The 12,260-nt window shown below is 60.4% G+C and carries 9 protein-coding genes; 8 read left to right on the top strand and 1 reads right to left on the bottom strand.

All coding sequences use genetic code 11. From position 1 onward, the window contains the following. The first annotated feature begins 4 nt into the window (after positions 1 to 4). The 8 genes from ABDK74_RS03940 to ABDK74_RS03905 all read left to right on the top strand — a co-directional run bounded on the left by ABDK74_RS03940 (position 5) and on the right by ABDK74_RS03905 (position 9,226). Positions 5 to 211, top strand: coding sequence for a DUF4169 family protein (locus tag ABDK74_RS03940; RefSeq protein ID WP_346002790.1), 207 nt, complete (start codon positions 5 to 7; stop codon positions 209 to 211). Between the two features lie 129 nt (positions 212 to 340). Next, positions 341 to 631 (top strand): co-chaperone GroES, encoded by a 291-nt coding sequence (gene groES / locus ABDK74_RS03935; RefSeq protein ID WP_194254423.1) that lies wholly within the window; start codon positions 341 to 343, stop codon positions 629 to 631. Positions 632 to 681: 50 nt separating this feature from the next. After that, complete coding sequence (groL, locus tag ABDK74_RS03930) at positions 682 to 2,322, top strand: chaperonin GroEL (RefSeq protein ID WP_194254424.1); 1,641 nt, start codon at positions 682 to 684, stop codon at positions 2,320 to 2,322. Between the two features lie 279 nt (positions 2,323 to 2,601). Then, positions 2,602 to 5,565, top strand: a complete 2,964-nt coding sequence (locus ABDK74_RS03925; RefSeq protein ID WP_194254425.1) for a TonB-dependent receptor domain-containing protein — start codon at positions 2,602 to 2,604, stop codon at positions 5,563 to 5,565. Between the two features lie 160 nt (positions 5,566 to 5,725). Then, positions 5,726 to 6,112 carry a hypothetical protein gene (locus ABDK74_RS03920; RefSeq protein ID WP_346002789.1) on the top strand — a complete coding sequence of 129 codons (387 nt, stop codon included), beginning with the start codon at positions 5,726 to 5,728 and terminating at the stop codon, positions 6,110 to 6,112. Then, complete coding sequence (locus tag ABDK74_RS03915; RefSeq protein WP_346002788.1) at positions 6,109 to 7,077, top strand: hypothetical protein; 969 nt, start codon at positions 6,109 to 6,111, stop codon at positions 7,075 to 7,077. The genes ABDK74_RS03920 and ABDK74_RS03915 overlap by 4 nt, the downstream gene beginning before the upstream one ends. Before the next feature lie 51 nt (positions 7,078 to 7,128). Then, positions 7,129 to 7,989 (top strand): heavy metal-binding domain-containing protein, encoded by an 861-nt coding sequence (locus tag ABDK74_RS03910; RefSeq protein ID WP_346002787.1) that lies wholly within the window; start codon positions 7,129 to 7,131, stop codon positions 7,987 to 7,989. Position 7,990: 1 nt separating this feature from the next. After that, on the top strand, positions 7,991 to 9,226 hold the full coding sequence (locus ABDK74_RS03905) for a toxic anion resistance protein (protein ID WP_346002786.1): 1,236 nt from the start codon (positions 7,991 to 7,993) through the stop codon (positions 9,224 to 9,226). On the opposite strand, the gene ABDK74_RS03900 is transcribed toward ABDK74_RS03905, so the two are convergent. After that, positions 9,217 to 12,159 carry an ATP-dependent DNA helicase gene (locus tag ABDK74_RS03900; protein WP_346002785.1) on the bottom strand — a complete coding sequence of 981 codons (2,943 nt, stop codon included), beginning with the start codon at positions 12,157 to 12,159 and terminating at the stop codon, positions 9,217 to 9,219. The two genes, ABDK74_RS03905 and ABDK74_RS03900, sit on opposite strands and share 10 nt — an antisense overlap. Positions 12,160 to 12,260 lie beyond the last annotated feature (101 nt).

Genomic DNA, 12,260 nt, shown 5'->3' with positions numbered 1-12,260 from the left:
AGCCATGAGCGACGTCATCAATCTCCGCCGGGAACGCAAACGCCGCAAGGGTGCTGAGGATGCAAAGGTCGCGGAGGCGAACCGTCATTTGTATGGACGGACCAAGGGCCAGAAACTGGCTGAAACCATAGAAAAACAGCGGTCGGAAAGCCTGCTCGACGGACGGAAACTTTGTTCTGGACCGTCTGGGGATGGTAGCGAGAAACCTTGACGGAAACGGGTTGGACGCCTATGTCTTTGGCACTCTCCATGTGAGAGTGCCAAATGCACTGCAGTCATTGAGTGCAGCAACCCGGTCACGCTGCTTTTTACAAGGGTGTGACCAAAAATGGAGCGATCCATGACGAAGTTTCGTCCCCTTCATGACCGCGTAGTGGTCCGTCGCCTCACAGGCGAAGAGAAGACCGCTGGCGGCATCATCATTCCTGACACCGCCAAGGACAAGCCGACCGAAGGCGAAATCGTTTCCGTCGGCCCGGGTGCCCGCAACGAGCAAGGCCAGATCGTGGCTCTGGACGTCAAGGCTGGTGACAAGGTGCTGTTCGGCAAGTGGTCCGGCACCGAGGTCAAGATCGACGGCGAAGAGCTGCTGATCATGAAAGAGAGCGACATCATGGGTGTGATCGGCTGAACAGCCGTCCCCGTTTCCTCTCGTAAAAACCTCATTCAGGAGTAAGAATTATGGCTGCCAAGGACGTAAAGTTCGGCGCTGATGCCCGCGAGCGTATGCTGCGTGGCGTTGATATCCTCGCAAATGCCGTCAAGGTAACGCTCGGCCCGAAGGGTCGGAACGTTGTTCTCGACAAGAGCTTTGGCGCACCGCGCATCACCAAGGACGGTGTGTCGGTTGCCAAGGAAATCGAACTGGCTGACAAGTTCGAGAACATGGGCGCCCAGATGGTCCGCGAAGTCGCCTCCAAGACGAACGACATCGCAGGCGACGGCACCACGACCGCAACCGTGCTGGCTCAGGCCATCATCCGTGAGGGCGCCAAGGCTGTTGCCGCTGGCATGAACCCGATGGATCTGAAGCGCGGCATCGACAAGGCTGTCGGCGTTGTTGTTGAAGAGCTGAAGAACAACACGAAGAAGATCACGTCTCCGGAAGAGATCGCCCAGGTCGGAACGATTTCCGCCAACGGCGAGAGCGAAATCGGCGAGATGATCGCTTCTGCCATGCAGAAGGTCGGTTCTGAAGGCGTCATCACGGTTGAAGAAGCCAAGGGCCTGCACACGGAACTCGACGTTGTCGAGGGTATGCAGTTCGACCGCGGCTACATCTCCCCGTACTTCGTGACGAACCCGGAGAAGATGACGGCTGATCTCGACAGCCCGTATATCCTGATCCACGAAAAGAAGCTCTCCTCGCTTCAGCCGATGCTGCCGCTTCTCGAAAGCGTTGTGCAGTCCGGCCGTCCGCTGGTGATCATTGCCGAAGACGTTGATGGCGAAGCCCTTGCCACGCTGGTCGTGAACAAGCTGCGTGGTGGCCTGAAGATCGCCGCCGTCAAGGCTCCGGGCTTCGGTGACCGTCGCAAGGCCATGCTGGAAGACATCGCTATCCTGACGGGCGGCCAGGTGATTTCCGAAGACATCGGGATCAAGCTGGAATCCGTCACGCTCGAAATGCTGGGTCGCGCCAAGAAGATCCACATCGAGAAGGAAAACACTACGATCGTCGAAGGCGCTGGCAACAGCGACGACATCAAGGGTCGTTGCAACCAGATCCGTGCGCAGATCGAGGAAACGACGTCCGACTACGACCGCGAGAAGCTCCAGGAGCGTCTGGCGAAGCTGGCTGGTGGCGTTGCCGTCATCCGCGTCGGTGGCAGCACCGAGGTCGAGGTGAAGGAGCGCAAGGATCGCGTTGACGATGCTCTGCATGCAACCCGCGCTGCCGTTGAAGAAGGCATCGTTCCGGGTGGTGGCACGGCTCTGGCCCGCGCATCGTCCGCTCTGAAGGGTCTGACCTTCGAAAACGACGACCAGCGCGTGGGCGGCGAGATCGTTCGCAAGGCGCTTCAGGCTCCGCTGCGCCAGATCGCGTTCAACGCTGGTGAAGACGGTGCGGTTATCGCAGGCAAGGTGCTTGAGAATGACGGCTATGTCTTCGGCTTCGACGCCCAGAAGGGTGAGTACAAGGACCTGGTCGCAGCCGGTATTATCGACCCAACCAAGGTTGTCCGTACGGCCTTGCAGGATGCCGCTTCGGTTGGTGGTCTGCTGATCACGACGGAAGCCATGGTTGCCGAACGCCCGGAAAAGAAGGCTCCGGCCGGCGCTCCGGGTGGTATGGGCGGCATGGGTGACATGGACTTCTAATCGAAGTCCGGTCCATCTTTCGCCTCTTCACAGTGAAGGGGCGGAGATGCCCAATATGTTGCAAAAAAGCCTCTGGCCTTCGGGTCAGAGGCTTTTTAAATTTCAGTTTAATTGCTGAATCCAAACGAAAAACCCGGGCTGGGTATAACTGTTGCATTTATCACACGTGTTGCATTCAAGTGCCCTCTGAAAGCATGGCTGGTATGTATTTTTCGTGACAGTCACGCTCTGAGATCTTTAGACAGGGAACATCATTCTTCTGAAGGATTTTGTTCTTTGATGAGCACATCTCGTCGCCACCTGTTGCTGTGTGCATCAATTCTCGGAGTTGGGACCCTGTCAGGAACGGCTGTTGCCGCTTCCACGACGCAGCCGGAACACCGTTCCCACAAGGCTGTGCACCACAAGGCAGCGGCTTCGACGACTGCTGCAAAACCTGCTGCTGTTCCTGCGCAATCCGTTGCCGTACCTGTCGCCGCGACAGCTCCGGCCTCTTCCCGCCGTCGTCGCGCGGAGGTCCTTGAGGCGCAGGGTGTATCGGGCGGTACCGAACGCATGGTCGTTACGGGATCAGCGCTTGCATCCTCGAACAACCAGAACGCCAACCCCGTCCAGATTGTGACGGCCAAGCAGATCCAGCAGACGGGTGCCACGACCCTCAGCGACTTTTTCGCGCGCATTCCGTCCATTGGTGGGACGGGTTCGAATAACGCGGAAACCAACGGCACGGGTGGTGCGGCCTGCACTGACATCCGTAACCTCGGTTCTAACCGTGTTCTCGTGCTGATTGACGGCAAGCGTGCGACGCTGAACGGTCAGACGAACTGTATCGATCTGAACGCCCTGCCGGTGCAGCAGATTGCGAGCGTCGAAATCCTGAAGGATGGCGGTTCCGAGCTTTACGGCGCCGACGCCGTTTCGGGTGTCATCAACATCAAGATGCGTCATGATCTGTCGGACGGAAACATCACCATCCGTGGTGGCATTACCGGTCATGGCGATAACGACACTGGCATGATTTCCGCCTACAAGGGCTGGAATTTCGATCATGACAAGGGCAACCTGACGCTGTTCGGTCAGTATATGACCCAGGGTGGTGTTCTCCAGCGTAACCGCGGCTGGGGTAACCCGACGCAGGTCTCGAACAACGTCGTCGGCTCAGGACCGGAAGTTTTCGGCTCAGGCTATTCGAATTATACGCATGTCCAGAATGAGGCGACCGGCCTGAGTGCGGCAGTGGCACCAGATGGAAAGACGGTCAGTGCCTGGGGTACGAACAACCGCTACGCGAATGGCGAGCATCAGAGTCTGATCAACCAGCTTCAGAACTCCAGCCTTTCGGGCGATTTTCACTACGAGTTCAATCGGCACGCCAACCTTTATTCCAATGTGATGTACTCACATCGGACCAGCTCCAGCTACATGGCCGCCGAACCGTTTAACGGTTCTGTCCCGCCCAGCACACTGCCGTCCGTTCTGACGGTTCCTGCCAATGACCCAAACAATCCATTTGGCCAGAACGTCGACCTCACAAAGCGTCTGACGGAACTCGGGGATCGTCGCGACGAGAACGCCACTGATACTGTCACCGCCAAGGTGGGTATGAATGGTGCGATTGCTTACGGCTGGGATTACGACGTTTCGTATACCTATGGTTCCAACATGTCGACGGATCACCTGGAGAACGTCGGATCTTACACGAACCTGCTGAATGCCTATGGCCTGCAGCAGACTGACCCGTCCAGCTCCACCAGCCCTCTGGTCTATAATGCCGGTGTCTGCCCCGCTTTCGGATGCAGCAATCCGTTCGGAACGATGGGCAGGCAGGCTGCGTCCTACGTCAATTACAACACGAACACGCATTCACATTACCAGCTTCGTGACTGGAACCTGCGCATCAACAACAACCACGTGACGACGATGCCCTGGAAGGGCGGCGGCGATCTGGGTATGGCGTTTGGTTTCGAACACCGTGGCGAACAGCTGACCAACACGCCTGACGAGCTGATCAGCAGCGGACAGAGCCTGACCAACACCGTTCTGCCGACCAGTGGCGGCTTCGACGTCACGGAAGGGTATGCAGAAGCCAAGGCGACGCTGCTGAAGAACGTCTTTCTTGCAAAAGATCTGACGATCGATGCTCAGGGTCGTGCATCGGGTTACAGCACGACGTCCGAGACGGCGAAGAACTGGAAAGCGTCCATCAACTGGGCACCCACGCAGGACATCCGCTTCCGTGGTACGATTGGCACGTCCTATCGTCAGCCGAATGTTTATGAACTGTATGGTGGTCAGTCGCTGGGCTACAACCTTGCCAACGATCCGTGCGATGCGGGACAGGTCGGGAACTACGGCGGCGCGTCGGCGACGGTTGCGGCAACCTGTGCGAAGCAGGGTATCAATACCTCCACGTTCCATCAGTCTGGTACGGGCCAGGTTCCGACGCTGGGTGGCGGTAATGCCCATTTGGCACCTGAGATCGGACGGACCTACACATTCGGTACGATCATTACGCCGCGCTGGATTCCGAATCTCTCCATTTCCGGTGAGTTCTGGCACTACTCGGTCAATCACACGATCAGTGCGCTTCCGACGCAGTATATTCTGGATGGATGCTACACGGGTAGCAGCCCTTCGCTGTGCAATACGGTGAGCCGTCTGGCGAATGGTCAGATCAACACGGTTTCGGCAACGAACCAGAACACTGGCGCCCTGCATGAAAGCGGCGTTGATTTCGATTTCGATTATCGTATCCGCGTTACTTCCCACGACCTCTTGTCAGTGTCCAACAACTTCCAGTATCTGCTGAACTACACACAGCAGCTCGTTCCGGGTGGTCCGTTCACCAACTACACTGGCGCCCTGCTTTATGGCGGTGGTCCGAACAACCCGAGTGCGTCCTATGGCATTCCGCGCGTTCGTGACTACTCGACGTTTGGCTGGACACATGGTGCGTTCACCGCAACCTACATGGTGCAGTTCATTGGTGGGATGCGCTGGAACAATCAGTCCGAGTTCCTGAATGCTACGACGGCTGGCCGTTACAAGACGCCGATGATGATCGAACAGGATCTGACGCTGGCCTATCGCTGGAAGAAGTGGAACTTCGAAAGCGGCATCAACAACATCACCAACAAGAAACCCCCGTTCGTGGCCAGTGGCGTGGATAACAGCGCCGGTGCGACTTATGGCAGCTTTTATCAGGGTCGTTATTTCTTCCTGCAGGCAGGTCTGAACTTCTGATCCTGACACTCTGAATAACGGTCTGGACCTTTGGTCCTCAAGAGCCCCCGGCCCTTATGGTCGGGGGCTTTTTTTTGTGTAGTTTTTTCGAAAACGGAATTTCCTGATTGACGGGAATTGAAACCTGTCGAACTGTGACAGGGATATCGAAGAGGCGCTCATGACTGGGAATATCGACGATCTTGCGGCGCTGATCCGGGAAGCCGAAAATGGCCGGGAGCGCTTTCTGGAAAAGTTCGCCGCCTTTTGCGAGCAGGCTTTTCCACGTCAGGCAACCGTAACGCGCAAGACCCGGGGATGGCTGAAACGCACGGTCGATATCGATGAGCTTGCACTTCGGTTCGAAACTCGCGTTTTCCTGCTCCGGCGTGAGAGGGACGGAGTGGTGGCCGAGATTGCCCACGAAGTACGTGGGGTGGTGATCAGTCGCAAACAGGTTCCGGTCCGGGACTGGATCACGGAGTTGCGTCAGAAAATCCATGAGACAGGACTGGCTATTTCGGGCGAGGGTCGCGCATCTGCCGAACTGACGGATTTTCGGCCGTGATGCGCCTGTTCCCGTGGTCTTCTGGTCCGAAAAAAGAGGCCGAAGTACGGGCGTTTCACGAGCTTGGCAGTCGGGTACGTCCTCTGGTGCGTCTGGGGTCGGTGCGGCAGGCGCTACTGACACCGTCCATGGCGATTACACCTGTAGGGAACGTTCATGCTGAAACCTGGTGGAAGTCCGGGATGAACTGGCAGGTCGTTCATGAAGCCGGCTGGCGCACCGCGACGGATCGCATTCGAGAGCAGGCGCGGGCTTTGGGGGCGGGGGCGGTTCTGAACCTGCGATACCGGCTTGAGCATCATAGCGGAGCGCTTGGGTTCATGTTGCATGGCGAGGCCGTGCGTGTGCCGCAGATTGAACGTCTGGATGTGCTGCCCTGTGTGCCGTGGAACGCCGCGACCCTGGATGTGGCGCTTGCAGCCGGGATCGTGCCTGTGAATTATGGCGTCGGGACGTGGGAGGAGATCCGCTATGCGGGACTTCTTGAAGGATTTTTCGATGCGTTCAGCATCGGGGAGAGTGCTCTTCTGACGCAGGCGAAGCGGGCGGCCCGGGATGCGGCGGCGATGAGCCTGCGGAACGATCCGGCCTGTCGGAATTGGGACGGAGCGTTGGGACACGATGAGATGGTCGGACTGACGGTGCAGTCGGAACGGGGTGTCGTAAAGTCGCTCCGGGTTCGGGCGGCTGTGAGCATTCTTGGGTATCGGCGCATTGGCGCGCAGGGCTCTGTGTCTCCTACGATGGTGTGCAGACTGGAGGATGCGGTCCGTTCGGGCTTGCAGCATCGACCGCTTTTCGCCGGGGTTTCGAACCGGATCGAGGTTGAGGACGAGCCTGGCGAACGGGGCAGGGATGGCCGCATTGGGGCGACTGTTCTGGGTCTTGAAGTTGGCGGTGAAGTTGTCAGTGAGGTGGCCGAGGGACTTGGCGGCCTGTTTGACGGCTTGAATGATCTGTTCTGAGGCTCGTTCCGAGCGGCCTCGGAATGTTACGGATTTTACGGCGGGAGTCCCATGGGTATCTTTGATCAGGTTCCGGGTTTTGACGCGCTTCCTCCGGGTTGGGGCGGGAGCGGCCCTTCCGAACTAGCGCAGAATGGAGGACAGGTGCCGCCGATGAGGGCTTCCGGCAGCCGGGTTACAACGTCAGATTTCAGTGTGCGCGAACTGCTGGTTGTCGAGCAGGCCGGGTTCCGGGCGCTTGGTCTGTGTCTGGGAAACAGCATCTGGAAGGTGCAGGCCAATACGCAGTTCCGCAATACGTCCTATGAGTTGACCGATCTGACGGGCGCCATGTATGGCGCGCGTGAGAAGGCCGTTGAAATCATGCGCGAGGAAGCCGAGCAGCTTGGCGCGGACGGGATCGTGGGAACGCGTCTGGAGATTTCACAGCTTGCCGATAGCGGGATGCTGGAATTCCGGGCGTTCGGAACGGCGATCGTCCATGCGGAAGGGCATTCCGGATATCGGCGACCGGATGGACGACCGTTCACGTCCGATCTGTCGGGGCAGGATTTCGCGCTGGCGTTGCGCTCGGGGCGGCGGCCGCTGGATCTGGTTCTGGGATGTTGCGTGCAGCATATTCCGCGCCGCAGCCTGATGACGACGCTCAAACAGGCCATGCAGTGCGTGGAACTGGATCTGTTTACGCAGGCCTATTACACGGCGCGCGAGCACGCCATGGAGCGGATGTCGGCCCATGCGGCCGAGGTCGGGGCCAATGAAATCATCGGGACGACACTGCGTGAGGAATCGCATGTCTGGGGCGATCATATCGTCGAGTTTTTGGCCATCGGCACGGCCATGTACGACACTGGAAAGCCGGATCCGAATTTCCGTATCGACCCGACCTTCACCCTGACGCTGGATGACTGACATGAGTGCTGATGAGACCAGACCGCTGGATCTGAGCGATCTTTATGCTGATGAGCCCGCGCCGGTCCCTGTGAAGGTTGAAGCGCCGGCTCCCAGCGGTATGGGCACGCTGGAACCGATGCCCGCTTTTACACGGCTGGTGGAAATCAGCCGTCTGCCAGCGGATATGGTCGAGGAGGCGCATCGACGCGCAGAGACGATTGATTTCGGAGACCTGAACACACTTTTGTCGCATGGAATGGGTGCGCTTGGTGAATTGGCGAAGGTTTCGGATCGGATGCTGGCCGGACGGACCCTCGGCGAAAGCGATGCGGTTGGGGAAATCGCGGCAGGTGTTCTGGATGGCGTGAAGATCCTGCGGATCGGCGATTTGCAGAAGTTGGCGCGTGGCGAAGGCGGGGCGCCGGGGGGCTTTCTGGCGAAGATGGGCGGTCTGCTGGGGGGCGCGAAGGATGCGCTCAGCGGGTTTGCCGAAAATCGCAAGAAGTTCAACGCCCTGATGGACCAGCAGGAGGCCAAGGCCCGGGTGACGATTGCCGATCTCAAGCGGAACATCACGTCCTTCGAGGACATGTATCAGGCGCTTCGGCATGGGGTGCGGGAACTGAACATTGATATCGCAGCCGGGCAGCTTGCGCTTGAAGAGGGCGAGCGAAAAGTTGAATCGCTACGACAGCATGCGCTGGAGACACAGGACCCTGTTGATGCGGCCGAGGTCATGGAACTGCGCGGACGTCTGGCGAATTTCTCGGGGCATCTGAGCGAGCAGCGCGAAGGGCTGATGCGGGCGGCGCTGACCATTCCGATGATCAAGAGCACGCGCGAGGCCGCGGAAGCGCGGATTATGGCGCTGCATTCGGCGCTGACGAAGACCATTCCCAACCTGAAAGCGGCCTGCGCGGTGGCCGTGGGGCAGGTGGACAACCGCAATGCCGCCACGGCGCGCGATGCGCTGAACGAAGCAGATCGCAAAATCCTCGGACTCGTGGCCGATGGTGCGCTGGATGCGGCGCGGACGACGGCCGCTAGCCGGGGTGTGGACCCGCGACAGATGGAAGCGCTGGCGCAGGCGGCGGACAAGGTCACGCAGGCTCTGGGCGAAATGGCGCAGAATGACAGGCTCGCAGCCGAAAGGGCGCAGGAGCAGGAAAAAGAACTGCATCAACTGCGCGACCGTCTGGCAACCAGCATGCGCAGCCTGGCGCAACAGTCGGTGCAGCCCTTGGCTCAGCCCTGAAGGAGGGGCGGTTCGTTTTCCTGCTCTTCGGGACGCAGGAAGCGGGCGATGTCTTCCAGCGCGTCGGCCAGAGACATGCGGCGGACATCCACGCCGTCGGGAAAAGCGGAGAGCAGGCGTGAGGGCATGCGGCGGTCCAGCATGACGAAAACGCCGCGATCATTGCCCTGACGGATCAGGCGGCCAAACGCCTGCCGCAGACGCATGCGGGTGATGCGGTCGTCATAATCGCCAGGACGGCCTTCGGACAGCAGACGGCGGCGTTCGCGGTGCAGGATGTCGGGACGGGGCCAGGGCGTCTTTTCAAACACGACCATGCGTAGGGCTTCGCCGGGAACGTCCACACCATCGCGCATGGCGTCCGTTCCCAACAGACAGCTATGGGTTTCGGTGCGGAAGACGTCCACGAGGGTCGCGTTGTCCATCGCATCCACATGCTGTGCGTAGAGCGGAAAGCCCTGCGTTTCCAAAGGTTCATGGATGCGGCGATGGACTTCGCGCAGGCGGCGGATGGCTGTGAACAGGCCGAGCGCGCCACCACCGGCGGTTTCGAACAGAGCGCGGAAGGCATGCGCCAGCGAGGCAATTTCGCCCGAGACGTCCGTAATCACATAGGCGCGTGTCTGCGTGGCGTAGTCGAACGGGCTCATAACCGAGGCGCGGATGGGCGGCTTGAGGAAATGCGTGGCGCCCAGACGCAGTTCGGCTGCGTGCCAGCTTGCTTCGTTTTGCGTGTCGCCGTGACCGGTCTGGTCGCGCAATGTGGCGGAGGTCAGGAGCAGGCCGTGAGCGGGTGTCTGGATTGTCGAGACGAAGGGGATGGTCGGGTCCAGCCAGTGCCGGTAGAGGCCGATGTCATGGTCGCTTTGTGCTTTGCCGGGGGTGGCCCGGGTGCGGGGAAGGCGTTCGGTGCGGATGAAGTCCACGAAAGTGGGGGTGACGTCCGGTTCTGGCGGCGTTTGCAGTGCGTCGAGCATCCCGATCCAGCCGGACAGGCGGCTGATGGCGCGGCGATGCAGGGTGCGGATCATGGCTTCGATGCGTTGTCGGGTAGGAGCGTCCATTTCCGCATCGTCCTCAACCTGTGCAGCGAGACGGTCCGCCAGAAGACGGATGGGATCGCGCAGGCGCGTCAGGGCGCGGCTGAGCGTTTCGGAGGCAGCGGCTACGTCGTCGTTGACGGGGTGTAGGTCGCATTCCGCAGAGATATAGCCATCCCGGTTGTCCTTGGTCTGTCGGGCGCGGAGTTGGTGATCCAGAGCGCGGAGGAAGACTTCGGACGGGTTTTCGGGTGTGGGGTCTGTAGGGATCAGCAGGGCGGGGGCATCCTCGGAAGGCGGTAAGACGCTTTCGTCAGCGGGGCTCTCGGGGCGCAGGCGTGTGCTCCAGCCGGGGGCGGGGAGGCTTCTTGCGGCCTGAAGCGCGGCTTGCAGGGGAGTGTCGATCATGGGCAGGCGTTCGACCAGATCGTCCAGTCGTCGTTGCAGGCCCCGGGCGCGGGAACGGCTGCCTTCTGCTCCGAGAAGCCAGCGACGGAGTTCGGCGGCTTCAAGCCCGGAGAGGGCTGTGGCAAAGGCGCTGTCGGCAGCGTCGGGGATATGGTGGCCTTCGTCGAAAACATATCGGGTGGGCGTGGTGTCTTCGTCCGGCAGGCCCGGCGGTGCGAGGGAGGCCCAGGCTGCCTGTGAGAGAACGAGGGCGTGGTTGGCGACGACCAGATCGGCCTGACGGGCGCGGCGGATTCCGTGTTCGACGAAGCAGGTCTGGTAATGCGGGCAGGCGGCGTGGATGCACTCCCCACGCCGGTCTGCAATGCCGAAAAGCGTGCCATGGCCGAAGAGTTCGCCGAACCAGCCGGGGAGGTCCCCGCCCATGAGATCGCCGTCGCGGCTGGCTTCGGCCCAGCGGGCGAGCAGGCCCATCGGAAGAAGGGCGGCGTAACCGTCAGGGCCACGGGAACTGGCGACGTTGAGCAGATCCTCCATATTCAGCAGACACAGATAGTTTTCCCGGCCTTTGCGAACGACGACTTTCTCCCGAAGGGTCTTTTCATCCGGATAAAGGCGGCGGAGTTCCTGTTCGATCTGGCGCTGGAGGTGGCGGGTATAGGTGCTGATCCAGACGGCGCCGTCATTCTGTTCGGCCCAAAGGCTGGCGGGTGCGATATAGCCGAGCGTCTTGCCTGTGCCGGTTCCGGCTTCGGCGAGGACGACATTAGGGGAGCCGATGCTTTCGCGTGGTTCAAACGCGCCAGTGGCGGCAGAAGCGAAATCGGCTTGGCCAGAGCGGATTTCGGCGTTTTCTCCAAGGATTTCTCGCAGGCGTTGACGGGCCGCGTTTGGTGAGACGGACTGACTTCCGGGGGCCGGGCGCGGAGCGGTCTCTTCCCAGCGCGGCAGGCGCTTCCAGATGCGGATGGCTTCGTAGGGATGAGCGCCTGTCGTGTCTTGCGGGGTTCCGAGCGCGTCCGTGACTTCGCCGCTCCAGGCCCATCCGGCGCGGGTCAGAGGGACCATCAGGGCACGCAGACGTGTACCTTCGGGTGTTTCGGCCTTGTGACGCAGTTCGTCGAGCAGGGTTTCGCACAAAACGGGCAGGAGGTCCGCGCCGATGGTTTCAGGCGGCTCGATTCCGAGGGCGAGGGCCACCCCGCGCGGGGTGGGGGCGACGGTCGTGGCGGGGCGGACGAACAGGAACAGGTCCAGCAGGTCGAACCACGGAACGGGTTGGGACAGCGGGGAGAGATCCAGCGCGCGCAGGGCAGCGGGACCATGGACCAGAAGGGGCGGGGGAAGTTGTGTGAGGCGTTCGCGCGTTTCTTCTGCTGTCAGGTCCAGCAGTTCGCCATCCGGGGTCAGGAGGGATGACAGGCCACGACGGGCGACGAGGGCCGGAGCGTCGAATGGCGATAGGAAGGTCGGGGCGCGGGGCATTGTGGTGAGTGTAGCGGGAAGGAAAAATTCCGGCGAGGATGTTTTGCGGATTTTGCGAACGGAACGTGAAAGCTGGCTGTCTGCAAGGGGTTAGGAAGAGC

It is taken from the genome of Gluconobacter sp. OJB, from assembly GCF_039638275.1.
Lineage (GTDB): Bacteria > Pseudomonadota > Alphaproteobacteria > Acetobacterales > Acetobacteraceae > Gluconobacter > Gluconobacter cerevisiae.
Note: the sequence above shows the minus strand (reverse complement) of the source record. Positions and strands in the feature narration are given on the sequence as shown.

What these genes read in the sequence shown, in the direction of transcription:
- groL (WP_194254424.1), top strand. Translation starts at nt 682, where the DNA reads ATGGCTGCCAAGGACGTAAAGTTCGGCGCTGATGCCCGCGAGCGTATG.
- ABDK74_RS03940 (WP_346002790.1), top strand. Translation starts at nt 5, where the DNA reads ATGAGCGACGTCATCAATCTCCGCCGGGAACGCAAACGCCGCAAGGGT.
- ABDK74_RS03925 (WP_194254425.1), top strand. Translation starts at nt 2,602, where the DNA reads ATGAGCACATCTCGTCGCCACCTGTTGCTGTGTGCATCAATTCTCGGA.
- ABDK74_RS03910 (WP_346002787.1), top strand. Translation starts at nt 7,129, where the DNA reads ATGGGTATCTTTGATCAGGTTCCGGGTTTTGACGCGCTTCCTCCGGGT.
- ABDK74_RS03920 (WP_346002789.1), top strand. Translation starts at nt 5,726, where the DNA reads ATGACTGGGAATATCGACGATCTTGCGGCGCTGATCCGGGAAGCCGAA.
- groES (WP_194254423.1), top strand. Translation starts at nt 341, where the DNA reads ATGACGAAGTTTCGTCCCCTTCATGACCGCGTAGTGGTCCGTCGCCTC.
- ABDK74_RS03905 (WP_346002786.1), top strand. Translation starts at nt 7,991, where the DNA reads ATGAGTGCTGATGAGACCAGACCGCTGGATCTGAGCGATCTTTATGCT.
- ABDK74_RS03900 (WP_346002785.1), bottom strand. Translation starts at nt 12,159, where the DNA reads ATGCCCCGCGCCCCGACCTTCCTATCGCCATTCGACGCTCCGGCCCTC.